A 26,096-nucleotide genomic window follows, 5' to 3' on the forward strand; every position below is an offset into this window, starting at 1 on the left:
CCTGAGTTGGGAGCACACGATGGCACGCCGTACCCGCAGCAGACGGCTCCTCGGAGCCGCGAGTCTCACCGCTCTGGCGACCGGGGCCGCTCTGGTCTCCGCCCCGTCGTCCACGGCACAGGTGACAGCGGCGGACGCCGCCTCCGTCACCGTCCAGCCCGACCCCTCCTACAAACAGGAGAGGTTCGAGGGATGGGGCACCAGCCTCGTCTGGTTCGCCAACGCCACCGGCGACTACCCCAAGGAGATACGCGAGAAGCTCGCGAAGCTCCTCTTCGACGACGACGGACTCGCCCTCAACATCGCCCGCTACAACATCGGCGGCGGCAACGCGCCCGACGTCAAGGACTACCTGCGCGCCGGCGGCGCCGTGGAGGGCTGGTGGAAGGCCCCCGCGGGCACCACCCGCGAGGACACCGACTGGTGGAGCGCCGACGACCCGGCCGACTGGAACAAGGACGCCGACCTCACCCAGCGCTGGTGGGTCGACCGCATCAAGGACGACATCGACCACTGGGAGACCTTCAGCAACTCCCCACCGTGGTTCATGACGGTCAGCGGCTACGTCTCCGGCGGCTTCAACGCCACCGACGACCAGCTCAAGACGGAGTCCATCGACGACTTCGCCGCCTACATGGCGGGCGCCACCAAGCGACTGGAGAAGGCCGAGGGCATCAAGGTCGACACCGTCGACCCCTTCAACGAGCCCAACACCAACTACTGGAGCACCCGCCTGGGCGCCGACGGCGAGCCCGTCGGGGGACGCCAGGAGGGCGCCCACATGGGTCCCGCGCTCCAGGACAAGGTCATCAAGGCCCTGGCACCCGCCCTGAGGAAGGCGAAGACCAAGGCCGAGATCTCCGCGATGGACGAGACCAACCCCGGCACCTTCGCGACGAACTGGAACGGCTACTCGGCCGAGTCCCGTGACCTCGTGGACCAGATGAACGTCCACACCTACGGCACCGGTCAGCGCACCACCGTCCGCGACATCTCCAAGGCCGAGAACAAGCGGCTGTGGATGAGCGAGGTCGAGGGCGACTGGGGCGACGGCCAGAGCTTCACGGACATGCGGCCCGGCCTGGGTCTCGCCCAGCGCATCGTCGACGACCTGCGTGAACTGGAGCCGCGCGCCTGGGTGTTCTGGCAGCCGGTCGAGGACTACGACAACATGAAGCCGGGCGGCGAGTCCGCCAAGGGCGGCAACTGGGGCAGCATCCAGCTGCCGTTCAGTTGCACCTCCAAGGACACCCTGGAGACCTGCCCGATCTACACGAACACCAAGTTCGACACCGCCCGCAACTTCACCCACTTCATCAAGCCCGGCGACCGGCTGATCAAGGTGAACGACACCTCCAGCGCCGCCGCGGTGACGAGGAACGGCAAGGGCGCCTCCGTCGTCCACGTCAACAGCACCACCGAGGCCCGCAGCGTCACGATCGACCTGTCCAAGTTCCGCGACGTCAGCCGGGGCGCGACCGTCACCCCCGTGGTGACCGACGCGAACGGCAAGCTGAAGAAGCACGACCCGATCAGGGTCACCGGCCGCACGGCCACGTTCACCGTGCCCGCGCAGTCCGTGACGTCCTTCGCGGTCAAGGGCGTGTCCGGTGTCGCCAAGGACGCCCCGCTGCTGCGCAAGGGTCACACCTACACCCTGACCGGCGTCCAGAGCGGCAAGGCCGTCACAGTCGCGGACAACGGCACCAGCCTGGTCATCCGGTCCGGCTCCGCGGACGCTCCCGCGGCCGGGCAGCAGTGGCAGTTGCGCTCCGTGCGCTCCGACTCGGGCGTCCTCGACCGGTACGTCTTCACCAACCCCGTCGAGGGCAAGCGGCTGGCCGTCCGTGACGGATCCCCGGTGGTCGAGCCCGACGAGGGCAAGCGCGACGAGGCCACGCAGTGGGTCATGTCCACCACCGGCGACGGCACCTGGACCCTCGTCAACGTCGCCACCCACCGCCTCCTTGAAGTCGGCGGCCAGGCGACCAACGAGGGCGCGGCCGTCACGATGTGGACCCCGAACTCCGGGTCCAACCAGCGGTGGAAGGTGGTCGACGTGACGGAGCAGGTGAGCGACGCCACCGAGTAGCACCCGGGCACCAGCACAGGTGCCGATGAGTACCCGTACTCATGCCCGGCGGTCGGGAGCGACCGGAAGATGAGGGCCAATCCGACACGAGGAGGCCGCCATCATGTCCACTCTCCCGACCGCCGTCCGCGCTCCGGCGGAAACCCGGACCGCCGGCGACCGCTCCGGCCGGCGCCTCCCGGCGGTCCTGCTGGCCGTCGTCGCCCTGGCGCTCGCCGTGTCGGCGTGGCACCCGAAGGACCCGGCCACCTGGGTGCTGGAGACGGTCTGGGTGATGGTGGGTCTGCCGCTGGCGGTCCTGCTCCGCCGGCGGTTCCCGCTCAGCGACCTGCTGTGCTGCCTGCTCGCCGCGCACGCCCTGGTCCTCATCGTGGGCGGCCACTACACCTACGCGGAGGTGCCCGCGGGTGACTGGGTGCGCGACTGGCTCGGTCTGGAGCGCAACCCCTACGACCGCTTCGGCCACCTCATGCAGGGCTTCGTCCCCGCGATCCTGGTCCGGGAGATCCTGGTCCGCACCTCGCCGCTGCGCGGCAGCCGCTGGCTGGCCCCGCTGACCGTCAGCGCCTGCCTCGCCTTCAGCGCGGTCTTCGAGATGCTGGAGTGGGCGGCGGCCGTCGCCGGCGGCCACGCCGCCGACGCGTTCCTCGCCACCCAGGGCGACGTCTGGGACACCCAGTGGGACATGTTCTGCGCCCTGATCGGCGCCACCTGCTCCCTGCTGCTCCTCAGCCGGACGCACGACCGGCATCTCGCCCGCCTCGGGCACTCCATCGGGCGCCCCTGAGGCAGGCGCCTACGGGCCCATGCCCAGGACGAGAAGCAGTGTGTCGGTCAGGACGGCGGTGGGGAGGGCGGGGTCGGCGATGCGCTGGACGCCGAGCCCGATGCCGAGGCTGAGCAGGGTGGTCGCCGCCCGGTCGGCGGGCATCGCCAGGGAGACGCCCAACTCCTGGGCCAGCGCTTCGAGGAGCTGGGCCAGCGCCTCGCGGATCGCGGCGACCCGTGCCGTGATCTCACGCCGGAGCTCCTCGTCGTGACGGGCCCGGGTGAGGAACTCGACCTCGAGCGTCGTCCAGGCCTCGTCACCGATGTGCGCCTCGCCCCACGCGGTGAACGACGCGAGACGGTCCTCGATCCGGGTGCCGCGCATGACGGAGTCCGTGAGCAGGGCCAGCTGCTCGGCCCGGATGTCGTCGAGGACGGCGAGGCACAAGTGGTCCTTGCCGCGGAAGTTGGAGTAGACGGCGCCCTTGGAGTAGCCGGCCGTCTCCGCGACGTCGCTGAGTGACGTGGCGCCGTAGCCGTCGCGCAGGAACAACTCCCGCGCGGTGGCGACGAGCCGTTCGCGCGTGCGTTCCTGAGTCTCGGCGCGGCTGAGGCGGGCCATGTCTCGCTCCCTCTCCCGTCCTGCGCGGTGCTCCGCTGAAGTGCCTTGAGATCTCTCGGATCTTATCCCCGCCCAGGGCTGTCCCAGCCCTCTCGGATGCCACTAGTATCCGGATTCCCTTGGTATCCGAAGTCGAATGGGCGGAGAATCTCGGTGACGGCAGCGGGCACACGCACGACCCCTTCCCGCGGACTGGTGCTGGGCTGCGGGGGAACGCTCGGCGCGGCCTGGACGATCAGTGCCCTGCACGCGCTCCAGCAGGCCCTGCGCTGGGACCCGCGCGACGCCGAGGTCCTGGTGGGCACCTCGGCCGGGGCGGAGCTGGCGGCCCTGCTCGGCGGCGGCGTCGGCGTGGAGGAACTGCTGGCCGCGCAACTCGGCGGGCCTGACGCCCGCCCGGAACTCGTCCGTCACTTCGCTGCCCCGCCCCGGGGGGTCCCGCCCCGGCCGGCGCTCTTCGCCGGGTCGCCGGGGCTGGCACGGCACGCGCTGCGCCGGACCGTTCCCGTACTGGCCGGCCTCTCCGGTCTTCTGCCGCAGGGGCGTGGCGACACCGGCCGGCTCGCCGCCCTGGCGGACCTGCTGACACCCGCCGGACAGTGGGTCCGTCATCCCGCGACCTGGCTCGTGGCCACCGACTTCGACACCGGCCGGCGCACGGTCTTCGGGCACCCCGACACCCCGCCGGTCGCCCTGCGCGAGGCGCTGCGGGCGTCCTGGGCGGTCCCGGGATGGTTCCCGCCCGTCCGCATCGACGGCCGGCGTTACGCGGACGGCGGCATCCTCTCCACCGCGTCCGCCGACCTCCTGGTGCCCAGCGGGCTCGACGAGGTGTACGTCGTCGCGCCGATGAGCTCGCTCTCTCCCGGACCGCGCCGAGGGCTCGGCCGGGCGGAAGCGCTGCTGCGCCGCACCATGACCCGCACCCTCACGGCAGAGTGCGCCGCGCTGCGGGCCGCGGGCACCCGCGTCGTCCGCATCGAGCCCACACCCGCCGATCTGCACGTGATGGGCGGCAACCTCATGGACGCCCGGCGCCGCCCCGCCGTCCTGGAAACCGCCCTGCGCTCCACACGGGCCGTCGTCCGCGACAGCCTCCGCCCACCGGCGGCGCACTCCCGAACCGTCAGCCGCCCCGACGCCCGGACAGGAGCCTGACATGGCGCACCCCGACGGCCCCGCATCGCCCGTCACCCGCGAGACCCACGACGTCGAGGCGCTGATCATCGGCAGCGGCCTGTCCGGCATCGGAGCGGCCATCAAGCTGCGCCAGGCCGGAGTACGGAACCTCGTCCTCATCGAGAAGGCCGACGACCTGGGCGGCACCTGGCGGGACAACACCTACCCGGGCTGCGCCTGCGACGTACCCTCCGCCCTGTACTCCTACTCCTTCGCGCCCAACCCGGAGTGGACCCGCGCCTTCGCCGGCCAGCCCGAGATCCGCGCCTACCTCCACGGCACGGCGGATACGTACGGCATCACGCCCCTCATCCGCTTCGATACCGAGGCCACGCGCGCGCAATGGGACCCGCGTGACGCCCGCTGGCACGTCGAGACGACGCGCGACCGCTACACCGCCCGCTTCCTGATCGCCGCAGCCGGACCCTGGCACGAACCGCTGCTCCCCGACATCCCCGGGCTCGCCGAGTTCCCCGGCGCGGTCTTCCACTCCTCGCGCTGGCGCCACAATCACGACCTCACCGGCGCACGGGTCGCCGTCGTCGGCAGCGGCGCCTCGGCCGTGCAGTTCGTGCCCGCCATCCAGCCCCGCGTCGGCCGGCTGCACCTGTTCCAGCGCACTGCCCAATGGGTGCTGCCCAAGCCCGACCATCATGTGCCGCGCGCCGAACGATGGCTCATGCGGCGCTTCCCGGCAGCCCAACAGGCCCTGCGCAACGCCGAGTACGGGGCGATGGAAGCCCTGGGCGTCGGATTCCGCCACCCGTCCCTCCTGCGCGCGGTGCAGAAGCTGGGCTCCCTCCATCTCAGGGCGACGGTCAGGGACCCACGGCTGCGCCGGGCGCTGACCCCCGACTACACCCTGGGCTGCAAACGGCTCCTGCTGTCGAACACGTACTATCCAGCCCTGACCAGGTCCAACGTCACCGTCCACGCCACGGCCGTCGAGGCCGTCCACGGCAGCCGTGTCATCGGCGCGGACGGCAGCGGCGCCGACGTCGACACCATCATCCTGGGTACCGGCTTCCACATCCTCGACATGCCCGTCGCCCAGCGGGTGTTCGACGCCGACGGGGCCAGTCTGGACGACCACTGGAAGGGCAGCCCGGACGCCTACCTGGGCACCACCGTCAGCGGCTTCCCCAACGCGTTCATCCTCCTCGGGCCCCACCTGGGCACCGGGCACTCCTCCGCCTACATGGTCCTCGAAGCCCAACTGGACTACATGGCGGGCGCGGTGCGCCACTTCCGTTCGTCGGGCTGGGAGAGCATGAGCGTCCGCCGCGAAGTCCAGGCCGCCTTCAACGCCGAGGTCCAGCAGGCACTGCCGTCCACCGTCTACAACGCGGGCGGATGCTCCAGCTACTACCTCGACAGCAACGGCGGCAACAGCTTCAGCTGGCCCTGGTCGACGGGCCGGATGCGGCGGCGTCTGGCCCGGTTCGACCCCGAGGCCTACGACATCACCTCCTGACGGCGACGAGGGGACGCGGCGACGCGGGTGATGAGGGCGGCGGCCTGGCCCTTCAGTCCGCACGAGGGGGGTTCTGTCGCGTCGTGGGTCGCGCGGGGTCGCGTATCGCCGTGCCCAGCAACGCGGCGAAGGCGACGAGAGCGCTCAGACCGGCGACGAGCGCCAGTACCCAGGCCGCGGTGACGAGGGAGCCGGGCAAGGTGCCCCGTACTCCGGCCAGTTGGAATGCATGGCCGAGCGCGAGCAGGGCCGCGGCGGAGGCGACGGCCAGCGGCGGAGTCAGAATGGCCAGGGCGGCCAGCAGGTCGCGATGGGTGTGCCGGCGTCGCGTGGTCCGGCCGGTCGGGTGGGGCACATGGTCTCCTGACGGGCGATCGGTTGAGCGGAGGTGAGCGAAGACCGCGGGAGCGGCCCACTACTCAGAATCTACAACACTGTAGAAGTGCGGTGTGCGCTGACCTCGCCGCCGTCTATACGATGTCCGCTCGGGAGACGATCGGCAGCGGAAGGGAGACGGGGCGTGACGGACCACCCGCAGCGTGCCCGGCGGCGGGGACAGGGCGAACTCGAGGCGCTGGTCCTGTCCGCCCTGCGTGAGGCGGACGGGCCCGCGACGGCGGGGTGGGTGCAGGAGCACCTGGGTGGCGATCTCGCCTATACGACGGTGATCACGATTCTGACCCGGCTGCTGGCCAAGGGCGCGGTGACCCGGGAGCGCGCCGGCCGCTCCTTCGCGTGGACCCCCGCCTCGGACCAGGCCGGGCTCGCCGCGCACAAGATGCGCAAGGTGCTCGACGGCGAGAGCGACCGCGAGGCGGTGCTGGCGAGCTTCCTGACCGGGCTCGGGCCTGACGACGAGCGCCTGCTGCGCGAACTGCTGGGCCGCGCCAAGGGTGAAGGGGAAGGCTGAAGCCTGATGGGGGTGTTCGTCTTTCTTCCGCTGGTGCTGCCGTTGACGGCGTGGCCGATCGCGCGGCTGGCCGAGCAGCACCTGCATCCGAGGACCGCGACCCGTCTGCTGACCGCGGTGGCCGTGGTGATGGCCGCGTGCAGCACGGTGTGTCTGGGGCTGCTCATGGTGGTCGGCACGGCCCAACTGCCGGGCAACCCGCTGCCCGACGGCTGGTCGGACCCCGAGGTGCGCGAGGCGGTGCCGTACGACGAGTTCGCCGGCAGGCTGGCCATCCCGGCCCTGTTCGCGGTCCTGCTCGCCTGTGCCCGCACCCTGGGGCGGCACGGCCGGGTCCGCCGTGGTGCCCACCGGGCGCTGGCGGATCTGCCGGACACGGAGGTGGCGGTGCTGCCCGACGCGATGCCGTACGCCTACGCGCTGCCCGGTGGCGGTCGTGGCCGTCCTGGCCGTCCTGGCCGTGTCGTGGTGACCACGGCCTTGCTGGACTCCCTCGATCCGGCCGAGCGACGTGCGCTGTTCGCCCACGAGCGAGCCCACCTGACGGCCCGGCATCACCGGTTCCTGCTCGCTGTCCAACTGGCCGCGCGCGCCAATCCGTTCCTGCGCCCGCTGGGTACGGCCGTGTCGTACACGGCGGAGCGGTGGGCCGACGAGGACGCGGCGCAGGCCGTCGGCAGCCGCAGAGCCGTGGCGCGCGCGATCGGCAAGGCGGCGCTGGTGTCCCGTGGCACTCCGGTGGCGACGCTCGCCGGCTTCGCCGCCGCGGGGCCGGTGCCCCGGCGGGTGGCCGCCCTGCTCGATCCCGCGCCCTCGGCGCGCAGTTGGCCCTCCTTGTTCACGTCGGTGGGCCTGGCCGCGTGGGGAGCGGCGGTGGGCGCGGCCGTGTCGGCGATGTCGTCGGCGAACTCGGCCGTGACCATGTTCTTCATCCTGTACGCCGCGACACCCTTGTGAGCGCGGGGGCGGAAGAGGCGGAAGCGGCGGACGCCCGACGGAGCGTAGGCTTCTGCGTCTCGACCTCTCGATCTCTCGACGTCTCGACGTCCGCGGGCAGGGGTGGTGGGGCGTTGGGGTGCGGGTGCCGTGAGACGGACCCGTCCGACGTACGTATCTCTACATGATTGTAGAGTTACCGCGTCCGGTGCGCACCGGCATCGGACGCTCGGGGAGTCGACCGGTCCGGTGCGGCCGAGACGGGGGAGGGGTGCCGGTGGGCAACAGGGGAAAGCAGGGGCGTACGCCGGGCGGGGGCGGGCCGGCGCGGCTGACACGCCGGGGACGGATCGTCGTCTGGGGCGCCGGGGGACTGGCCGTGTTCGTCCTCGGCGCCGGCGGTGTCGGCGCCTGGCTGTACCAGGATCTGAACGACAACATCGGGTCGGCCGACCTCGACGACAAGCTCGGTGAGGGCCGGCCCGTCAACCTCAGCCCCGGGTCGAAGAACATCCTGGTCGTCGGTTCGGACAGCCGCGACGGAGCCAACGCCAAGTACGGCAAGGACCTGACCACCATGCAGTCGGACACGCTGATGGTGATGCACGTCCCGGCGAACCGGAAGTGGGCGACCGTGGTGTCCTTCCCGCGTGACTCGTGGGTGGAGATACCGGAGTGCGACAAGGGTGACGGCGCCACCTCCAGCGCCCAGCGCTCGAAGATCAACGCGGCGTTCGCCATCGGCGGCAGCACCGGCGAGGTCGGTTCCGCCGCCGCCTGCACGATCCGGACGGTCGAGGCCAACACCGGGCTGCGCATCGACCACTTCATGTCCGTCGACTTCCAGGGCTTCAAGGGGATGGTCAACGCCCTCGAGGGCATCGAGGTCTGCCCCGAGGAGGCCATCCACGACGAGAAGGCCCGCCTCGACCTGGAAGCCGGCTGCCAGACTGTCAGGGACGAGAAGGCGTTGGGCTACGTGCGCGCCCGCTACGGGGTCGGCGACGGTTCCGACATCGGACGCATCGGCCGCCAGCAGGAGTTCATGGAGGCCCTGGCCGAGAAGGCGCAGTCCAAACTGACGAGCCCCGGCGCGCTGTACGACTTCCTTCAGTCCGCAACGAAGTCCCTGACCACGGACGAGGACCTGGCGGGCATCAAGCCGCTCTACGGCCTCGCCTCCGAACTCAAGGGCATTCCGAAGGACCGGCTCACCTTCCTGACCGTGCCCAACTACCCGCGTGAGGCCGACGTGGCCACCGACAAGGCGAACGTCGTGTGGCAGTACCCGCAGGCCGCCGAGCTGTTCACCTCGCTGGCCACCGACAAGGAGGTGGACAAGAAGGAGCTGACCGCGGACGCGAAGAACCCGCTCTACGCCTCTTCCGTGCGCGTCCAGGTCCTCAACGGCACGGGTGTCACCGGGCGGGCCGCCGCCGTCGCCGACAGGCTGCGCGAGGCCGGGCTCACCGTCGTGGGCACGGGCAACGCCCCCGAGAACTCCCGCACCACCAAGGTCACATACCCGCAGGACCTGCGCGAGCAGGCCGAGGTCCTGTCCTCCCGGCTGCCCGACGCCAAGGCGACGCAGGACGCGGGTGCCGCGGCCGGCGTGGTGACGCTCGTCGTCGGCACGGACCTCGACCTCGACGCCATACGGTGACGCCAGCCGGCTGGACACCACACGGGGTCGCGCGGGGCGCGCGGGTTCGCGGTGTCCAGCCCGGAGTCCGGGGAACGGGTCAGGCGACGCCGCCGACGGCGTCGAGGATCGTGGCGGTGACCGCTTCGGGGCTGGACGTCGGCAGCGCGTGGGAGGCGCCCGGCACGACGGTGACCTCCTTGGCGCCCGCGCGTTCGGCCATGAACCGGTGCGCGGCCAAGGGGATGTTGCGGTCCAGCTCCGGGAACACGAACCAGGATGGGACGGTCCGCCAAGCGGGCTCCCCGGAGGGCTCGTTGAGGGCGGTGTCGCGCAACGGGCGCTGGGCGGCGGCGTTGAGCGCCGCCTCCTCGGCGGGCAGGTCCGCGGCGAACTGCTGGGGGAATGCCTCCTGGCGGATGTAGAGGTCGTTGGTCCCGTCGGCCTGCGGCACGAACTGAAGGACATCGGGCAGGGTGCTGCCGGGGAACCGGCCGGTGAGCGCGCCGATGCTCTCGCCGGGTTCCGGGGCGAACGCGGCGACGAACACCAGCGCACGGACCCCCGGCACCCCGACGGCCGCGTTCGACGCGACCGCCCCGCCGTAGGAGTGGCCGACGAGCACGACCGGCTCCTCGATCGAGGTGAGCAGGCTCCGCAGGGCCTCGGCGTCGCCGGACAGGCTGCGCAGCGGGTTGGCGAACGCGATCACGCGGTGCCCGGCTGCCCGCAGCCGCTCGGTGACGGGGTTCCACGCGGAGGACTCGGCGAACGCGCCGTGCACGAGAACGACGGTCGGCTTACCAGACATCGATCACTTCTCCTGATCATCACTCGCGCGGCAACCGCGCCGGCTGCCGCGCCCAGGCCCTCATGACACCAACGGATCCCGCACCCGACTTGCCTCTCCGCGCACGGGCGTCGCACCGACCGCGCACACCGGCGGCGTACGGGCCACCGCCCGCCCGACGAACCGCCGGCCTGGCGAACCGCGTACCTGACGAACCGTCTATCGGCCGCGCCGGCCCTTGAGCCGCTCCACTTCACGGGCGGCCTCGCGTGCCTCCCGTTCGGCACGGGCGAGCGCGTCGGCGGCGCCATGGAGGTGTTTCTCTGCCTGCGCCTGGTCGCGGTCGGCTTCTGTGAGAGCTTCCCGCGCCTGGCGCAACCGCTGCTCCGTGGTCTCGACCTGCTGGTGAGCCTGCTCCCGACTGCGGCGCGCCTGCTCCAGGGACGCCTCCGCGTCCGCGTGCTCCGCGCGCTGGTCCCGCAGCAGCCGCTCGGCCACCTCGACCGCCCTGCGGGCCCGGGAGAGTTCCTCTTGCCGGGCCCGTCGGCGCTCGGCGAGTTCGTCCGTCCGCTGTGTCGGTGTCCCCGTCTGCCCTGCCGCCTTCTGCCGTGCCGTCTTCTGCCGGGTGCCCGATGCCGCAGCGGCGGCTCCCGGGGCGGCGGCGGAGGGGAAGGCGGCCGGTGGGGTGAGGGTGCTGTGCAGCCGGCCGGTGGCCCACTGATCGGCGGCGTCCGGGTCGGCGAGCACCGCGTTCAGGGTGGATTCGACGTCGTTGCGCACCGTGTCCGACAGTCGGTGCCCGGCGTCGAGGGCGAGCTGTGCGGCCTGCCGGGACATGGCGGCGACGACGCGCCGCCGCTGCGCGGACAGGTCCCTGACCGCATCGGGATCCAGGGCGCGGTGTGCTTCGCGCAGTGACCTCCCCAGCTCCAGGAACTGCCGGCTCTCCCGCGGCTGGGAGCGCAGGAGCAGGTTCGCGGCCCACGCCGCCAGCGTGGGGCGGCGGGCCGCGTGGATCCGGCGGGCGTCCTCGGCGCGGCCGGCTGTCCTCGCGGCGGCGGCCAGCTCCTCGCGGCGTGGCACGAAGTGGGCGGGAGCAGTGGCGTAGAGCTCGTCGAGCGCCGCCTCCACCTCGTGCTCCGCGCCGTCGCGACGGCGCGCACCACCCTTGCGCTCCATGAACCCAGGCTCCACCGGGCAGAACGTCCGCGCACGTCGGACGCCGGGCGTGGCCGGCTGAGGGCCTTGGCTCGAGCGGCACTCCATTCGGCACTCCATTTGCCTAAAGGGTTTAGGTAAATGCATTATCGATACGGCTCGAAGAGGGGGTGGTTATGGCACGCGTGGGACTGACCCCGCAACGCCTGGCCCAGGCGGGTGCGGAACTGGCCGACGAGGTCGGTTTCGACGAGGTGACCGTCTCGGCGCTCGCCAGACGGTTCGGCGTCAAGGTCGCGAGTCTCTACTCGCACGTGAAGAACTCGCACGACCTGAAGACCCGGATCGCGCTTCTCGCCCTGGAAGAACTCGCCGACCGGGGAGCCGCCGCCCTGGCCGGCCGGGCGGGCAAGGACGCCCTGGCAGCCTTGGCGAACGTCTACCGCGACTACGCCCACGAGCACCCCGGCCGCTACGCCGCGACCCAGCTGAGGCTCGCCCCGCAGACGGCGGCCGCGAGCGCGGGCGTCCGGCACGCGCAGATGACGCGGGCGATCCTGCGCGGCTACGACCTGACGGAGCCCGACCAGACGCACGCGGTCCGGCTCCTGGGGAGCGTCTTCCACGGCTACGTCAGCCTCGAACTCGGCGGAGGTTTCAGCCACAGCGCGCCGGACACGCAGGAAACCTGGACACGGGTCATCGACGCCCTGGACGCCCTGCTGCGCAACTGGCCCGCACCGGCCGCACCGGTCCCGCCGTCCGCACGGCCCAGCACACCGACCACCGATGAACAGGGTTGAGGCACCGCACACCATGGACACCAACTGGATCACCACTCCCGTCACCGCGGATCTGCTGCGCGGTGCCCTCGACGTGGAGCGCACCGAGCACGGCGTCCTGCCGCACCGGCTGCCCGCCTGGGCCCGCGCCCAGTGCGCCGACGGGCAACTGGCCATGGCGGAGGCCCAGCCGTCGGGCGTACGGCTGGTGTTCCGCAGCCGGGCCACCGCCGTCGAACTGGACACGCTGCCCACCAAGAGGGTCTACGTGGGCGCCCCGCCCCGCCCGGACGGCCTGTACGAGCTGCTCGTCGACGGCCGCCTGGCCGATCAGGGCAGCGTGACGGCCGGCAACACCATCACCATCGACATGACCGCCGGAACCGCCGAGACGCGCCCCGGTCCGTCCGGCACCGTTCGCTTCACGGGCCTGTCCGACGCCCCCAAGGACATCGAGATCTGGCTTCCGCACAACGAGACCACCGAAATCCTCGCCCTGCGCACCGACGCCCCCGTCGAGCCCGCGCGCGACCCCGGCCGAAGGGTGTGGCTGCACCACGGCAGCTCGATCAGCCACGGCTCCGACGCGGCCGGACCCACCAGCATCTGGCCCGCGCTCGCCGCCGCCCTCGGCGGCGTGGAACTGGTCAACCTGGGCATGGGCGGCAGTGCCCTCCTCGACCCGTTCACCGCCCGCACCATGCGCGACACCCCCGCCGACCTGATCAGCGTCAAGATCGGCATCAACCTGGTCAACGCCGACCTCATGCGCCTGCGCGCCTTCACACCGGCCGTCCACGGCTTCCTCGACACCATCCGCGAAGGGCACCCCACCACACCGCTGCTGGTCGTCTCGCCCATCCTGTGCCCCATCCACGAGGACACGCCGGGCCCCAGCGCCCCGGACTTCACCGACCTCAGCGCCGGACGACTGCGGTTCGTCGCCATGGGCGACCCCGCGGACCGGTCCGCCGGCAAACTGACCCTCGGCGTCATACGGGACGAGCTGGCCCGCATCGTGGAGCAGCGGGCGGCCGAGGACCCGAACCTGCACTACCTCGACGGCCGCGACCTCTACGGCGAGTCCGACGCGGCCGAACTCCCGCTGCCGGACCAGCTCCACCCGGACGCCGCCACCCACCGCCGCATCGGCGAACGCTTCGCCCGGCTGGCCTTCGACGCCCCCGGCGCCTTCACGGACCGCAGCGGCTGAGGCGGCGACGTACGGAACGGGGACGGCCCGGCACCGTCGCGGCGGGGTGCGGCTCAGCCACGGCCCTTGATGGCGCACTCCTTCTCGGTCAGCGCACGCGCGTCGCCGGCCACCCTCCGGCACACGACACGCGACCGCGAGTCCCCGTCGCCGGTGCGCCAGACCTCCTTCAGGACGATGCTGTGGCCCTTCCTGTCGCCGTAGAGCGGTGCGTCGGTGAAGTCGATCGTTCCCGTCGCCATGCCCTCAAGCATGACCGTCCTGAGGTTCACCCAGGTGGCCGCCCGGCTCTGCGGGACGCCCTTGTGGGAGGCCGCCCAGTACAGAGCACGGGTGGCGTCGTGGGACAGGGCCGTCTGGCCGCTGGCGAACGCGGGCGTGTCGTAGCGGACGCGCTGTCCGCCGAGACCCGGAAGGTACTTGCGGGCGTGCTCGTAGAACCTCGTCCCGGAGGCCGCCTCCTGCAGCTCGGCGAGGGCCGCGTGGTACAGCGTCACGTTCGGGGCCACCGCGTCCTCGCCCTGGGAGAAGTCGGCCTTGGAGACGTCGTCGCCCGTGATGACGGAGATCTTCTTCCGCGCGCAGCCGGCTTCCGCGCTGAGATGGTTCATCAGGGGATCGATGTCCTCGACACGGCCCGCGAAGTAGATCACGGACGGTACGCGGTTGCCGCGGCAGATCACCTCCGTGTGCACACGGAAGTCGGGCTTTCCGCCGTTGAGGGTGTAGCGGCGCTCGGGCAGCGGCGTGAAGCCGTACCTGTCGAGCATCTCACCGCCGTAGTGCGCCTGCTCGGTGGTGTAGCGGTCGTCGGTCCTCTTGGTGTCACGGGCCAGTACCAGGGCGTACTGCGGAGTGCCGGGCGTGCGCAACTGCTTCGCGATCAGGCCGAGCTGGGCGGACTGCCATTCGTCCGTGGCGGCCAGGCTGAACCAGTTGGCGAAGTCGCGCGGCAGGTAGGTCGCGGAGTTCGTCCCGGACACCACGGGCAGCCCGGCGTTCTGGAGCTTGCGCGTCGTCGTGGTACTGGACTTGAGGTCGCGTCCGGTACCGACGACACCCACCACCGTCGGGTCCTTCGCCGCGTAGGCGGCTATGGCGTCGGCCATGTCCGCCTGGTGGTGCAGATCGACGCCCCCGTTGGCGACCAGGACGCGCAGCTTCACCGTGGAGTTGTCGTTGATCACGGCCTGCGCCAGGTACACCCCCGCCAGTTCCTCGAGGCCCTTCACCGGCGAGGAGCCACCGTCGGGGTCGGCGCTGAGCGGGCCCGCGTAGACCACGGTGACGTAGCGGTCCCGGTGCTTGGCGAGGACCTCGTCGTTCTCCCTGGCGATGCGCCCTTCCAGTTCGCCGACGGACCAGGGCGTCCCGCGCCCGTCGGACAGCGCCCTGGCGGCGGGTTCCTTGGCGTCGTCCGGCAGCCAGTCGGCGAAGCGCACGTCACCCGTCGCGATCCCTATGCACTCGGTGCCGCCGTCCGGCGCGGGTCTGCGCTCCGTGTCACGGTTGGCGGTCAGCACGGACGACGAGCAGTACTCGTCGGAGAGTCCCTGGGTGCGCCAGGCGGCGGTGGCGACCGTCAGGGCCAGTACCAGGGCGAGCGTGTGCAGGGCCCAGACCACACGGGCGACCGAGGGGCGGGTGGAGGCCCTCACGCAGTGCCGTTGTCTGTCCGGGAGCGGTCTCAGTTCGCCCTCGGGCAACGGGATCTTCAGCACCCAGGGCAGGACCGCTCGCTCGCGGCTCGGCGACTGCTCCGCACGCAGGTTCCTCGCCCACTCGTCGTACCAGCCCCGCAGGCGGGCCTGGAACCCCTGGTCGGGCCCGTCGGCGCGCGCACCCTGGACGACGCTGCGCTCCAGCCGCCGTACGTCGGCGGCGCTGACCGCCGCGACGACGAGCAGCGGGTCCAGCTCGCTGCGCCGGCTGCGCACGTCGCTGACGGCCTTGATCAGTTCGATGCCGCCGTTGGCGGTGCCGGCCTCCGGCAGGAACAGCATGGGGGGCCGCAGGCGTTTGAAGCCGCGCAGATCCCAGCTCCGGCGGCGGTGGTTGTCCCGCAGATCCTCGAACAGGGCCAGCACATAGAGCTGGAGCTGGAACTCGTGGCCCGCCTTCAGGGCCTCCGCCACGTCGTACGCACGCGCCGCGATCGCCTTCCAGGAGCGGACCGGCCGCAACAGCGACACCTCGGTGGGACGATCCTGGGCCGCCGCCCTGAGGAAGGTCGTGGTCATGAACCAGCGGCTCTCCCGGCGCAGCCACAGGAAGATCGGTGCCCGCCCGGGCAGTACGTAGTTGAGCACCGCCAGCAGCAGGAGGAAGCCGACGCCGGACGCCACCGCCATGTACCAGTCGCTTCGGGCGAGGAGCGCGGCAAGGACCGTCACCAGGCTGGCCGGAAGGATGTGCGCCATGTCGAACATGGGCAGTCCCGAGTGCCAGCGCGCGGTCCCCTCGGGGCGCCACCGCTGCTTGGCCAGCTGGTTCAGCAGGGCCTGCGCGGGATCGTGCCCCGTCTCCGGTGCCGCGGACCCGGCGGGCCGGCCGGGCCAGTCGGCGCCCAGAGCGCGGACGGCGTCCTCGATGGCGTGCACGAGCCGAACGCGCGGGAACGCGTACCGCCGGTAGATCGAATGCCGCCCGCCCCACTGCCTCGGGTCGCCGAGGTCGCGTACGAGGTGTGTGGCCCGCAGGACCTCTGTCGGACCATCCTGTGTCGCCGGCGCTACGGCACAGCGCGTTCCGTGGGTGTTCTGCCCCTTGCGCAGCTCGCCGACGAGCTCGGTGACCTGAGCGTCGTCGGCTTCCTCCTCCGAGTGCAGGACCACCACAGGCATGGGCGGCTCACTGGTGCGGAAGTCCCTGATGAGGGTTTCCAGCTGCCGCTGAACCTCTATCCCGCCCTCGGTCGACATCCCGGGATGATCCGCCGAGCAGGTCGGCAGTCTGTCACGATCCCCGTTGCGCACGTCCCCGTCCCCCGTCCCGCGTCGCCCACCGACAAGTTCAACCGACTTCCTGTGGGACAGGAGTGCTTTCCCTCGTACCCGCGTGCACTAAACGGACTCGGGGGCGACGAAACGGCAACGGGACTCAGGGCGGCGGTGGGAGGCCGTGGGGGAGCAGGGCAGGCGGTGGGGGACCGTGCCGCGCAGGGCGGCGGCGCTGGCCGACTGGGGGCTCCCGGCCCGCACCAGGTCGGCGCGGCGTCAGGCGGTGCCGTTCCAGTCGTACGGTCCGCCGCCGCGCCACTCGATCAGTTCGGGGTCGTCGATGGCCCGGTCCTCGGTCGGCAGGTCGGCGCCGTGCAGCAGGTCGAGCACGTCGAACAGGCTGTACGCGGTGCCCACGTCCTCGCCATGGATCGTCACCTGCCGCCCACCGTCCGGGGAGGGCGGCAGCACGACCACGGGGGCACGGCTGTCCATGCCACCACCATGCACTGGAACGGGCCGTCACGCAGTTCCACAGCCCCAGGCGGATGGGGCGGCCGTGAGCCCCCCGGACAGGCGACGGCGGGACCCGCGCGCTCGCAGGTCACCGCAGCGGGTGCCACACTTACCACGTGGCCGTCTTGCCGCTCCCGGGCGGTACGTTTCCGGCACGCCGCGTCCGGTGCCCGCACCGGTGCTGTCTGCCCGGCGGTCCTGCCAGGGCACCTCCTCGCCGGCGCTGCGGCGTCCTGCCGGTACCCCGCCCTCTGAGGCCTCCGATCGGGCCTCGCATCCCGGGGAAGGACAGAGGAGGTCTCTCGGATGAAGACCCGTATTCGCGACGCTGCCGTCGCCGTCGTCGCGGTGTCGGCGGCCGTCGCTCTCGCGGACTGCGGACAGGGCGGGGGCAGTGGTGCCGACGGCGAAAGCGACGCGCGCATCGGTCTGCTGTTGCCGGAAGCCACGACGGCTCGCTGGGAGAAGCAGGACAAGCCCCTCATCGAGAAGGAGATCAAGAAGCTCTGCGACGGCTGCACGGTGGAGCATGCCAACGCCAAGGGCGATGTGGCCACGCAGCAGCAACAGGTCGACTCCATGATCACCAGGGGAGTCGACGCGATGGTGCTCGTGGCCGTGGACGCCAGATCGCTCGGCGCGGCGGTCCAGAAGGCGGAGCAGGCTGATATCCCGGTGATCGCCTACGACCGTCTCGTGGAGGGTCCGATCTCCGGCTACGTCACCTTCGACGGTGAGGAGGTCGGCAGGCTCCAGGGCCGGGCACTCCTCGAGGCCATGGGCGACGAGGCCGACGGCGACCAGATCGTCATGATGAACGGCGACCCCAGCGATCCCAACGCGATCGCCTTCGAGAAGGGCGCGCTGTCCGTGCTCGGCGACAAGGTCAAGATCGGCAAGTCGTACGACACGCCCGGCTGGCGGGCAGAGGTCGCCAACATGAACATGTCCTCGGCGATCTCCGCCCTGGGCGCGGACAGCATCGACGGCGTTTACGCGGCCAACGACGGCCTCGCCGCCGGCAGCATCTCCTCGCTCCGGGCGAACCAGGTCACCCCCCTGCCACCGGTCACCGGGCAGGACGCCGAACTGAGCGCCGTACGACGCATCGTCGCCGGTGACCAGTACATGACGGTCTACAAGCCCTTCGGGCCCGAGGCCTCCGCGGGCGCCGCCATGGCCGTGGCCGCGGCCCGCGGCGAGAATCTCGACGGCATCGCGAAGGAATCGGTACGCACCAGCGGCGGCAGGACGGTTCCCGCGGTCCTGCTCACCCCGGTGTCGGTGACCGCCGGCACGATCAAGGACACGCTGGTGAAGGACGGTGTGTACACGGTCCGGCAGATCTGCACCCCGCAGCTGAGGGCGGCCTGCGAGCGGGCCGGACTCACCTGACAGCCAGGTGGCCCATCGACGGGGCTGCATCGGGAGGCCGGGAGGCCGTGAAGTCAGGCGGCCCGGAGGCTGAGAGGCGCCGGAGCCGAGGAGGTCGGGAAGCCGGGAAGTCAGGAGGGCCGGGAGGCCGGGAGCCGAGGGAGGCCGGGAGCCGAGGGAGGTCGGGAGGCCGGGAGCCGAGGAAGCCGGGAAGCCCGGAGGTCGGGAGGCTGGGAGCCGAGGAAGCCGGGAAGCCCAGAGGTCGGGAGCCGAGGAAGCCCAGAAGCCGGGAGGCCGAACCCCAAGTCGGAAAGTCGAGTTGTCGAGAAATCGGGAAGGAGATGTCCCGTGCCGCCTCCACCTCTGCTGGCGCTGCGCGGCGTGTGCAAGCGCTTCGGCGTCGTCCAGGTACTCAAGGACATCGAGCTGGAGGTGCGCGCCGGCCAGGTCGTCGCGCTTCTCGGCGACAACGGGGCCGGAAAGTCCACCCTCGTGAAGGTGATCTCGGGCGTCGCGCCCGCGGACAAGGGCGTCATCGAGTGGGAGGGCCGGGCGGTGCACATCAGACGGCCCCACGACGCCCGGGACCTCGGCATCGCCACCGTCTACCAGGACCTCGCCCTGTGCGGGAACCTCGACGTCGTCGGCAACCTCTTCCTCGGCCGGGAGATCCGCAGGTTCGGGTTCCTGGACGAGGTGGAGATGGAACGCCGCACCAGGGAACTGCTGGAGCACCTGGCGACGGGTGTCCCCGATCTGCGGGCCCCGGTCGTCTCGCTGTCCAGCGGGCAGCGGCAGACGGTCGCCATCGCCCGCTCGCTCCTCGGCGACCCGCGGGTACTCCTTCTGGACGAACCGACCGCGTCTTTGGGAATCCGGCAGACCAACGAGGTTCTTGACCTCGTCGACCGGCTGCGCGACCGAGGCCTGGGTGTGCTGCTGATCAGCCACAACATGGGTGACGTCAAGGCCCTCGCGGACCGGGCCGCCGTCCTGCGGCTCGGCCGGAACAACGGGTTCTTCGACGTGAACACCGTGTCCCAGGAGCAGATCATTTCCTCCATCACCGGCGCCACGGAGAACGTGCCCCGCCGTACGGTCTCCCGGGAGGAGGAGTGGTGAAGGAGAGACGCCGAACGGAGGACGATTCCCCGGCCGGCCCCGACACCGCCGGCACACCCCCGCGCCGGCCGCACCTCGGGCGGCGCGTCGCCGACACCCTGGAGAGCCGGGCCGCCGCCTTCCGGCTCAGGCTGAGCGTCGGCGAACTGGGCTCGCTCCCGGTCGTCCTCGTTCTCGTCGCGGTATGGATCGTCTTCCAGTCCCTCAACGAGAACTTCCTCTCACCGCGGAACCTCTCCAACCTCAGCGTGGACATCGTCGGTACGGGCCTGATCGCGGTCGGCATCGTCTTCGTGCTGCTCACCGGCCAGCTCGACCTGTCGGTCGGCTCCGTCAGCGGTCTCGCGGCAGCCGTCTTCGCCGTGCTGAACGTGAACCAAGGCGTGCCTGAGTGGCTCGCGCTCATCGTCGGGGTGCTCACGGGCACCGTCGTGGGGGCCATCCAGGGCTTCTCCTTCGCCAGAACGCGTGTGCCCGCGTTCGTGGTCACGCTCGCGGGGCTGCTGACCTGGAACGGCCTGATGCTCTACATCCTCGGCACCAGCGGCACCATCAATCTCGACGAGAACGGCCTCGTGGCCGATCTGACCAGCTACTACTTCCGCCAGGACATCGCCGCCTACGGTGTGGCGGCGATCGGTGCGGGCCTGGTCTTCCTCACGTCCTACCGGGACAGGCAACGCCGCCAGGCGGTCGGCATGCCGCACCGCTCGCTCCTCGAGATCGGGATGCGCACAGGCGTACTCGCGGTGGTCGCGTTCGCCGCCGCGTTCGTGCTCAACCGGTTCCAGGGGCTGCCCCTGGCCTTCCTGATCTTCCTCGTCGTGGTGGCGGGCCTGGACGTCGTCCTGCGTCGCACGCACTACGGTCGGCAGGTCTACGCACTCGGCGGCGGCGTCGAAGCGGCCCGCCGCGCCAGCCTCAGGGTGATCCGCGTGCAGACGGCGGTACTCGCCGTCTCCGGCACGATGGCGGCGGTCGGAGGCCTGTTCCTCGCCTCGCGGATCACTTCCGTGAGCCAGGCCTCGGGTTCCGGCGTCCTGCTGCTGAACGCCATCGCGGCGGCGGTCATCGGCGGCACCAGCCTGTTCGGCGGACGTGGAACGACCTGGTCAGCGGTCCTCGGCATGCTGGTCATCGAGTCGGTCGCCTCGGGCATGGCGATCACGGACACCCCTGTCGCCGTCCAGTTCATGATCACCGGCGGTGTCCTGTTCGCCGCGGTGGTCATCGACTCCTTCGCCCGACGCTCCCAGGAAGCCCACGGCCGCGCCTGAAAGGACCTTCCGGGGTACCCGATGCCCAAGGTCTGCGAGCCCACAATCCGTGCCTGGGGGCGGAAGCCGAGCCCCCGGGCACGCCCGTGCGACGCGACCGCGCGGCACGCAGCGATGAGCCCGTCACGCGCAACGACGCCGTCCTCGCGGGTGGCTCTCCGCAACCGCCGGCGTCTTGCCGAGCGGGAAGCGGCATGCCGCCGTGTCCGGAACCGGCACCCCGACGGCGGGTTGGCCGGCGTCGGTGCGGTCCCGGACCTCGGCCGGGTGTGCGGCGAGGGTTCCAGTGCCGCAGCCAACGCCGAGGACGGCCTGGCCGGTGCCGTCGGCCGCACCGAGGCGCCGCCGCGTCGCGGGGAAGAACGGCTCACGGGCGGGCTCGTGTCGGCGGCCCCGGCAGATGTGGGCCGCCCGCGCCGTGTCCCCGGGCAGGGGGCGTGTGGGATTCGCAAGGGGCCACGGTTCGCCGGCGTCCCCGCTTCTGCTCGGGACGATCAAGGCGGGTGCCCTCCAGGTGGAGGCGGTCGGCACAGGTACTGTCGTCGCTGACGTCGAGGCCGCCCGAGTGCCGGGCCTCGCGGAGCACGGAACCGACAGCTGCCGTCGGCGGCACGGGCGGGAGGAATCTCCCCCGCTGCCGCGTATGAGGAGATATGACCATGCCTGTGGCTCGCCGCCCCACGCTCAGCGATGTGGCCCAGGAGGTCGGCGTCAGCGCCAAGACCGTGTCGAGGGTGCTCAACGACGACGGTCCGGTCTCCGCCGAGACCCGTGAGCGGGTGATGGAGGCCGTCCAGCGGCTCGGCTTCCGGCCCAACCTGATGGCGCGCCACATGCGGCTCGGCAAGAGCGACAGTGCCATCGGCCTGGTGGTGCCGGACATGAGCAACCCGTTCTTCGCCACCGTGGTGAGCGGCATCGAGTCGGTGACCCACGGCCGGGGTCTCACTCTGCTCATCGGTTCGTCCGCCCAGGACGCCGAGCGCGAACGCTCGCTGGTCGGCACGTTCCTGGCCCGCCGGGTCAGCGCCCTGCTCATGGCACCGACCCCGAGCGCCGACCACGGCTACCTCAAGGCCGAACGCTCCGCCGGCCTGCCCGTGGTCTTCCTCGACCGCCCCGGATCCGGACTGACCGCGGACAGCGTGCTCAGCTCCAACCGGCGGGGAGCACAGGAGGGCGTCGCGCACCTGATCCGGCACGGCCACCGCAGGATCGGCTTCATCGGCGACACGCCCACCGCCCTCTACACCCGCCGGATGCGACTGCGCGGCTACCGCGACGCTCTCGCGGAGGCCGGACTGCCGTACGACAGGGCGCTGGTGGCGGGCGGCCACGACGAACAGGCGGCGGCCGACGAGACCGAGCGCCTGCTGACCCTGGCGGACCCGCCCACCGCGCTGCTCGCGGCGAACAACTTCGCGTCCATGGGCGCCGTCGTCGGCCTCGCCCGGGCCGGCCGCAAGGACGTCGCGCTCGTCGGCTTCGATGACATTCCGCTCGCCGGGGTCCTCGAACCCGGTCTCACCGTGGTCGCCCAGGACCCGGCGGCCATGGGTGCCGCGGCGGCGACGATCGCGCTGTCCCGACTGGACGGCGACCGCTCCAGGGCCCGCTCGACGGAGATTCCCACCCGGCTCGTTCCCCGCGGCTCCGGAGAGCTGCGGCCCCGCTGAACGGCGTCCACGCGGCGTTCCGTACGGGCGGAGGCCGTATCGGACAACGTCCCGGCCTCATCTCCTGTCGCGGTGAGGTGCCGGGACAGGCCGCCCATCGAGACGGGCGGCCGGCTCCGTGCCGGGGCCACGAGCCACTCCCGCTCCGGGCCCGGCACGCGGTGGTGAAGCGGTCACGTCACACCTCGTGCGGCCCGGGCCGCAACGCCGCCACGAACTCGGCGCGGTGAGCGGCTGTGTGGTCGTGCTCCCGCTCGGACCAGGCGACGCGGGCGGCGATCTCCTCATCGCCGGCGCCGCGCGGCCCGGGCCTGTGCAGGTGTTCCCGCCACCAGCGGGCGTTGCGGGCCTGCCGGTCGAGCATCGCGTCGATCAGGCGCGGACGCGTCCCGGGAGCGAGGCCGTAGGCGTCGGCGAGCAGCCGTACCTGGGCGGCCTGGACGCTGACGGGGCCCCTGTCGGGTCGTGAGGAGACGCACCAGGTCCAGGCCATGTAGCCCAGGTCCTCGAGCGGATCGCCGGGCGCCGCGGTGTCGAAGTCGATGAACGCGACGGGCCTCTCTCCGCGGAACACGACGTTGTTGGGGCCCGGGTCGTGATGGCAGACGACGGGATGCTCACCGGTGAGGCCACTGGTGCGGGTGGCCCGGTGCAGCTCCCGCAGCAGGCCGCCGGCAGCGGTGATCTGCGGATCGGCCCAGCGACGGAACCTGGCGGGCACCCATCCCGGTATGTGACCGAGGACGTCGCGTCCCTCCTCGTCGGTGCCGAGGTGGCGTGGCGCGCCCGTGAACCCGCGGTGTGCGAGGTGAGTGAGAAGGGCCGCGACGAACGGCGAGGCCGCCGTGGACGGCCGGCGCACGGTGTCCGCGACCCTCACCACTCCTTCCGTGACGCGCCCTCCGGTCAGGGGCACCTCCTGATCACCGCTGGGGACCGTTCTCGACGAGCCGCTCGAAGAAGAACTCGTGCTTGAGGAACGACACGTCGTACTCGTGGCCGGGGGAGGGCGGCAGCAGCTGGGAGGCCTGGATGAGGCGCCAGCCGTCGAGCAGAGCGTCCAGGCCGGTCGTGTAGGGGGGCTCGTCGCTGTCGCCCGACGTCGGGGTGGTACGCCCGGTCCCGTCGTACTCGGACCAGCCGACCACCTTGCTGTCGAGGGCGGAGGTCGCCAGATACAGGACGAGCACGCGCTGACGTGTGGTCATGATCCGTCCACTCCTGCGGGGTCGGCGGCGACAGCCGTCGGCTCATTGGTCACGCGGGTCACCCAGTGGTCGAGGTCGAAGCGGTCGTCTCCGGTCAACTCACGCCACAGCAACGCCCGGTTGTACAGCTCCAGCCGGCCGGTTGCCTGTTCGTACCAGGGGAAGGTGCGGGTCAGTTCCTCACGCACCGCGGGCGTGTGCAGGTCGGAGGTGTCCCACAGGAGCCGCTGGCGCACGGTCGGGTTGAAGCGGATCTTGAACATGTAGCGCACGGTGTCGCTGTCGTTGCGCCTGCCGCCGTGCCACAGGCCGTGGTGCAGGAACACCACCGTGCCGGCCGGGCAGACCAGACGGCTCTGGCCGAGCAGGTTCTGGTAGCGCCCGGTGTCCGTCTCGTTGGTGCGGCGCAGATGACTGCCGGGCACGCTCAGCGTGCCGCCCATGTCCAGGGTCACGTCCTGCGGGTAGTACATGAGCTGTACGTCGAATGCCCGGGTGCGCACGTCGATGATCGCGTCCCCGTGCAGCGGCTGGGCGCTGCCCTCCTTCGCCCCGCGGACGTGGACGGCGTGGTGGTCGACGAGCGGGTCGGGGCCCACGAGGCTGCGCAGAGCGCCTGCCACCTGGGGAATCCGGAGGAGCCGGCGGGGGAAGGAGTCCCCGGGGTAGGCGTCGGGCACGGGAGTCCCGTACGGGACGTCGGGCACTCCGGCGGCCAGGAAGGTAAGCGCCTCCTCGTTCATCTCCGGGGGAACGACTCCGTCGAGGCGCAGGGAACCATGGGCTACGAAGCGGGCCATCTGCTGTGAACTCAGCAGTGGCGGGCTGCTGTTCGTCATGCCCCCGACGGTAGGCGCCGACGCCGGTGCGGCGCGTGGGCACGGTTCACCACTGCTGGTGGTTTCTCACCACGGTCCGTGGGGCCTTGCGCCGACCGGGACGAACGCCCCACGGACCGTGGCCGGCACATCAGGCGGTCAGACCGCCCGTACAGGCGGCGCCCGGCTCGGGCGTCTGCGCGCCCTGCACGTACTTGGACAGGAACTGCTCGACACGGGGGTCGGACGCCTTGGACACGGTGAGCTGTTTGCCCCAGGCTGACAGCATGATGGGGCCCGGCTGTTCCTTGTCCGGGCTCATCAACGTGTACGGGGTCCTGGAGACCTTGTCACCCAGCGACTTGACGTCGGCCTCGGCGGCCTCGTCGTTGTACGTGATCCACACCGCGCCGTGTTCGAGGGAGTGGACGGCGTTCTCCTTGCCGATGGCCTTGGTGTAGACGGTGCCGTCGCAGGTCATCCACGCCTGGTTGTGGTCACCGCCGACGGGCGGGTTCATCGGGTAGTCGACGGTGCCCTGGACGTGGTTCTGGGTCAGCTTCTTCTTGTCCCAGGTCTTCTCCCCGCGTACGGGCTTCTTCGCCTCGGCGGCCTGCTGCTCGTCCTTCTTGTTGGCGCTGTTGAGGGCGTACCCAGCCCAGCCGACGAGCCCGGCGACGATGACCGCGCTGAGGGCGACGGTGATGACACGGTTGCGGCGCTCGCGGGCCTTCTCGGCGCGGCGCATCTCCTCGATCCTGGCCCGCCGCGCGGCCGATGCGGCCTTCTTGCTGGTTTTGCTCATGGCTGTGTGTTCCTCGTCTCCGCCGGGCGGTGTGGCGCCGCGGGCGGTGGATGCAGAGAAGTTGGTGGAGGGACCGGCACGGCCGCCCGTACGCGCGAGCGCTCGGTGCCGTGGGGCCGCCTAGGTTCGTTGCACCTGGAGGACGTGGAGGTCAGGGGCGCGGCCGCTTGGCGCGGGGCCGGCGCACGGCGAGGAGATGCCCGGCGTGGGCGTGTCCGGCATGCGTGGCAGGACCGCCGGCATCGGCTGGACGGGAGCGGCGAGCACAGCCCGCGCCCTGTCGACGGCCGGACCGCAACAGACGTCGCCCTCGGGGCAGTCGGCCGAATGCGCGCCCGCCGGCCCGTGGTGAGGCGTCGGGACGTGCCCTGGAGCCGCGTCGACGGACATCGGCCCCCTCGGCCCTCCCGCCGACACCGAGGCGCCGACTGGTTCGCCGGTGACGTGGGACACGGACCCCAGACACATGACCAGCGCGGCGAGGAGTACGAGGAGGGAAGGGCACAGCGCCGCGATCCGCGTGGGTCTCCACGCCGCGCGGGTCGTGTCCTCGGCCTGACTCCTCATCACCGCTGATCCTATGCGGTGGTCACCGGTGAGCCCGCGGCTGCGCCGGTGACGGGATCGGGCAGCACGCCGCGCGTCGTGAACCGGACGGGGATACTGGCTTCGACATGTTCCCTCGACCGAGCCGTGACCGCACCGTGCGGGGCAGCGCCCTGCGGGCGACCGTCTTCGCGGTGCTCGGCAGCGCTCTGGCGGCCGGCCTGCACCACGCTACGGGCGACTCGCCGG

At 71.6% G+C, this 26,096-nt stretch carries 23 protein-coding genes; 13 read left to right on the forward strand and 10 right to left on the reverse strand.

Annotated features, from left to right (window positions below; translation table 11 throughout):
- The first annotated feature begins 19 nt into the window (after positions 1-19).
- Together ACZ49J_RS27590 and ACZ49J_RS27595 are read left to right on the forward strand one after the other, a co-directional pair.
- Entirely contained in the window at positions 20-2,092 is a 2,073-nt protein-coding gene (locus ACZ49J_RS27590) for an RICIN domain-containing protein (RefSeq protein ID WP_467452370.1), read from the forward strand.
- 103 nt (positions 2,093-2,195) lie between these two features.
- A complete protein-coding gene (locus tag ACZ49J_RS27595) occupies positions 2,196-2,879 on the forward strand; it encodes a DUF2238 domain-containing protein (protein ID WP_467452371.1) in 684 nt (227 codons plus the stop codon).
- A 9-nt stretch (positions 2,880-2,888) separates the two neighbouring features.
- On the opposite strand, the gene ACZ49J_RS27600 is transcribed toward ACZ49J_RS27595, so the two are convergent.
- Positions 2,889-3,482 (reverse strand): TetR/AcrR family transcriptional regulator, encoded by a 594-nt coding sequence (locus ACZ49J_RS27600; RefSeq protein WP_467452372.1) that lies wholly within the window; start codon positions 3,480-3,482, stop codon positions 2,889-2,891.
- 153 nt (positions 3,483-3,635) lie between these two features.
- Between ACZ49J_RS27600 and ACZ49J_RS27605 the strand changes: the two genes are divergently transcribed.
- A complete protein-coding gene (locus ACZ49J_RS27605) occupies positions 3,636-4,640 on the forward strand; it encodes a patatin-like phospholipase family protein (protein ID WP_467452374.1) in 1,005 nt (334 codons plus the stop codon).
- Between the two features lies 1 nt (position 4,641).
- The gene (locus tag ACZ49J_RS27610) at positions 4,642-6,135 is read left to right on the forward strand and encodes a flavin-containing monooxygenase (protein ID WP_467452375.1); all 1,494 of its coding nucleotides are present in this window, start codon (positions 4,642-4,644) and stop codon (positions 6,133-6,135) included.
- 52 nt (positions 6,136-6,187) lie between these two features.
- Here the strand turns inward: ACZ49J_RS27610 and ACZ49J_RS27615 are convergent, their stop codons facing one another.
- Positions 6,188-6,490: a hypothetical protein gene (locus tag ACZ49J_RS27615; RefSeq protein ID WP_467452376.1), complete on the reverse strand. Its 303-nt coding sequence runs from the start codon at positions 6,488-6,490 to the stop codon at positions 6,188-6,190.
- Between the two features lie 165 nt (positions 6,491-6,655).
- Between ACZ49J_RS27615 and ACZ49J_RS27620 the strand changes: the two genes are divergently transcribed.
- From ACZ49J_RS27620 to ACZ49J_RS27630, 3 genes are all read left to right on the forward strand, one after another.
- The gene (locus ACZ49J_RS27620) at positions 6,656-7,045 is read left to right on the forward strand and encodes a BlaI/MecI/CopY family transcriptional regulator (RefSeq protein ID WP_467452378.1); all 390 of its coding nucleotides are present in this window, start codon (positions 6,656-6,658) and stop codon (positions 7,043-7,045) included.
- Positions 7,046-7,051: 6 nt separating this feature from the next.
- The gene (locus ACZ49J_RS27625) at positions 7,052-8,002 is read left to right on the forward strand and encodes a M56 family metallopeptidase (protein WP_467452379.1); all 951 of its coding nucleotides are present in this window, start codon (positions 7,052-7,054) and stop codon (positions 8,000-8,002) included.
- A 256-nt stretch (positions 8,003-8,258) separates the two neighbouring features.
- A complete protein-coding gene (locus ACZ49J_RS27630; RefSeq protein ID WP_467452381.1) occupies positions 8,259-9,644 on the forward strand; it encodes an LCP family protein in 1,386 nt (461 codons plus the stop codon).
- A 79-nt stretch (positions 9,645-9,723) separates the two neighbouring features.
- Here ACZ49J_RS27630 and ACZ49J_RS27635 read toward each other — a convergent pair whose 3' ends face one another.
- Positions 9,724-10,434, reverse strand: a complete 711-nt coding sequence (locus ACZ49J_RS27635; RefSeq protein WP_467452382.1) for an alpha/beta fold hydrolase — start codon at positions 10,432-10,434, stop codon at positions 9,724-9,726.
- 198 nt (positions 10,435-10,632) lie between these two features.
- Positions 10,633-11,592: a hypothetical protein gene (locus tag ACZ49J_RS27640; RefSeq protein ID WP_467452383.1), complete on the reverse strand. Its 960-nt coding sequence runs from the start codon at positions 11,590-11,592 to the stop codon at positions 10,633-10,635.
- A gap of 155 nt (positions 11,593-11,747) precedes the next feature.
- On the opposite strand from ACZ49J_RS27640, the gene ACZ49J_RS27645 reads away from it, so the two are divergent.
- Positions 11,748-12,374, forward strand: coding sequence for a TetR/AcrR family transcriptional regulator (locus ACZ49J_RS27645; RefSeq protein WP_467452384.1), 627 nt, complete (start codon positions 11,748-11,750; stop codon positions 12,372-12,374).
- Positions 12,361-13,566: a GDSL-type esterase/lipase family protein gene (locus ACZ49J_RS27650; RefSeq protein ID WP_467452385.1), complete on the forward strand. Its 1,206-nt coding sequence runs from the start codon at positions 12,361-12,363 to the stop codon at positions 13,564-13,566. The genes ACZ49J_RS27645 and ACZ49J_RS27650 overlap by 14 nt, the downstream gene beginning before the upstream one ends.
- A gap of 53 nt (positions 13,567-13,619) precedes the next feature.
- On the opposite strand, the gene ACZ49J_RS27655 is transcribed toward ACZ49J_RS27650, so the two are convergent.
- On the reverse strand, positions 13,620-16,487 hold the full coding sequence (locus tag ACZ49J_RS27655) for a type 1 periplasmic-binding domain-containing protein (protein ID WP_467452386.1): 2,868 nt from the start codon (positions 16,485-16,487) through the stop codon (positions 13,620-13,622).
- A 294-nt stretch (positions 16,488-16,781) separates the two neighbouring features.
- Positions 16,782-17,000 carry a hypothetical protein gene (locus ACZ49J_RS27660; protein WP_467452387.1) on the reverse strand — a complete coding sequence of 73 codons (219 nt, stop codon included), beginning with the start codon at positions 16,998-17,000 and terminating at the stop codon, positions 16,782-16,784.
- 327 nt (positions 17,001-17,327) lie between these two features.
- Here ACZ49J_RS27660 and ACZ49J_RS27665 point away from each other — a divergent pair, with 327 nt between their 5' ends.
- The 4 genes from ACZ49J_RS27665 (at position 17,328) to ACZ49J_RS27680 (ending at position 22,470) form a co-directional block, all read left to right on the forward strand.
- Complete coding sequence (locus ACZ49J_RS27665; RefSeq protein ID WP_467452388.1) at positions 17,328-18,416, forward strand: substrate-binding domain-containing protein; 1,089 nt, start codon at positions 17,328-17,330, stop codon at positions 18,414-18,416.
- Between the two features lie 327 nt (positions 18,417-18,743).
- Complete coding sequence (locus ACZ49J_RS27670) at positions 18,744-19,517, forward strand: ATP-binding cassette domain-containing protein (protein ID WP_467452389.1); 774 nt, start codon at positions 18,744-18,746, stop codon at positions 19,515-19,517.
- Positions 19,514-20,794 (forward strand): sugar ABC transporter permease, encoded by a 1,281-nt coding sequence (locus ACZ49J_RS27675; protein ID WP_467452390.1) that lies wholly within the window; start codon positions 19,514-19,516, stop codon positions 20,792-20,794. The genes ACZ49J_RS27670 and ACZ49J_RS27675 overlap by 4 nt, the downstream gene beginning before the upstream one ends.
- Positions 20,795-21,453: 659 nt before the next feature.
- Complete coding sequence (locus ACZ49J_RS27680; protein WP_467452391.1) at positions 21,454-22,470, forward strand: LacI family DNA-binding transcriptional regulator; 1,017 nt, start codon at positions 21,454-21,456, stop codon at positions 22,468-22,470.
- A gap of 178 nt (positions 22,471-22,648) precedes the next feature.
- Here the strand turns inward: ACZ49J_RS27680 and ACZ49J_RS27685 are convergent, their stop codons facing one another.
- The 4 genes from ACZ49J_RS27685 to ACZ49J_RS27700 all read right to left on the reverse strand — a co-directional run bounded on the left by ACZ49J_RS27685 (position 22,649) and on the right by ACZ49J_RS27700 (position 25,301).
- The gene (locus ACZ49J_RS27685) at positions 22,649-23,350 is read right to left on the reverse strand and encodes a phosphotransferase family protein (RefSeq protein WP_467452392.1); all 702 of its coding nucleotides are present in this window, start codon (positions 23,348-23,350) and stop codon (positions 22,649-22,651) included.
- Positions 23,351-23,393: 43 nt separating this feature from the next.
- Entirely contained in the window at positions 23,394-23,678 is a 285-nt protein-coding gene (locus ACZ49J_RS27690; RefSeq protein WP_467452393.1) for a hypothetical protein, read from the reverse strand.
- On the reverse strand, positions 23,675-24,517 hold the full coding sequence (locus ACZ49J_RS27695; RefSeq protein ID WP_467452394.1) for a phytanoyl-CoA dioxygenase family protein: 843 nt from the start codon (positions 24,515-24,517) through the stop codon (positions 23,675-23,677). The genes ACZ49J_RS27690 and ACZ49J_RS27695 overlap by 4 nt, the downstream gene beginning before the upstream one ends.
- Positions 24,518-24,647: 130 nt before the next feature.
- A complete protein-coding gene (locus tag ACZ49J_RS27700) occupies positions 24,648-25,301 on the reverse strand; it encodes a DUF3105 domain-containing protein (protein WP_467452396.1) in 654 nt (217 codons plus the stop codon).
- Positions 25,302-26,096: the final 795 nt, after the last annotated feature.

The organism is Streptomyces sp. NPDC030840 (assembly GCF_055572015.1).

Bases quoted from the DNA above. Each gene is read 5' to 3' on its own strand.
- ACZ49J_RS27590 (WP_467452370.1), top strand. From the start codon at position 20: ATGGCACGCCGTACCCGCAGCAGACGGCTCCTCGGAGCCGCGAGTCTC.
- ACZ49J_RS27595 (WP_467452371.1), top strand. From the start codon at position 2,196: ATGTCCACTCTCCCGACCGCCGTCCGCGCTCCGGCGGAAACCCGGACC.
- ACZ49J_RS27600 (WP_467452372.1), bottom strand. From the start codon at position 3,482: ATGGCCCGCCTCAGCCGCGCCGAGACTCAGGAACGCACGCGCGAACGG.
- ACZ49J_RS27610 (WP_467452375.1), top strand. From the start codon at position 4,642: ATGGCGCACCCCGACGGCCCCGCATCGCCCGTCACCCGCGAGACCCAC.
- ACZ49J_RS27625 (WP_467452379.1), top strand. From the start codon at position 7,052: ATGGGGGTGTTCGTCTTTCTTCCGCTGGTGCTGCCGTTGACGGCGTGG.
- ACZ49J_RS27635 (WP_467452382.1), bottom strand. From the start codon at position 10,434: ATGTCTGGTAAGCCGACCGTCGTTCTCGTGCACGGCGCGTTCGCCGAG.
- ACZ49J_RS27640 (WP_467452383.1), bottom strand. From the start codon at position 11,592: ATGGAGCGCAAGGGTGGTGCGCGCCGTCGCGACGGCGCGGAGCACGAG.
- ACZ49J_RS27645 (WP_467452384.1), top strand. From the start codon at position 11,748: ATGGCACGCGTGGGACTGACCCCGCAACGCCTGGCCCAGGCGGGTGCG.
- ACZ49J_RS27650 (WP_467452385.1), top strand. From the start codon at position 12,361: ATGAACAGGGTTGAGGCACCGCACACCATGGACACCAACTGGATCACC.
- ACZ49J_RS27655 (WP_467452386.1), bottom strand. From the start codon at position 16,487: ATGTCGACCGAGGGCGGGATAGAGGTTCAGCGGCAGCTGGAAACCCTC.
- ACZ49J_RS27660 (WP_467452387.1), bottom strand. From the start codon at position 17,000: ATGGACAGCCGTGCCCCCGTGGTCGTGCTGCCGCCCTCCCCGGACGGT.
- ACZ49J_RS27665 (WP_467452388.1), top strand. From the start codon at position 17,328: ATGAAGACCCGTATTCGCGACGCTGCCGTCGCCGTCGTCGCGGTGTCG.
- ACZ49J_RS27680 (WP_467452391.1), top strand. From the start codon at position 21,454: ATGCCTGTGGCTCGCCGCCCCACGCTCAGCGATGTGGCCCAGGAGGTC.
- ACZ49J_RS27690 (WP_467452393.1), bottom strand. From the start codon at position 23,678: ATGACCACACGTCAGCGCGTGCTCGTCCTGTATCTGGCGACCTCCGCC.
- ACZ49J_RS27695 (WP_467452394.1), bottom strand. From the start codon at position 24,517: ATGACGAACAGCAGCCCGCCACTGCTGAGTTCACAGCAGATGGCCCGC.
- ACZ49J_RS27700 (WP_467452396.1), bottom strand. From the start codon at position 25,301: ATGAGCAAAACCAGCAAGAAGGCCGCATCGGCCGCGCGGCGGGCCAGG.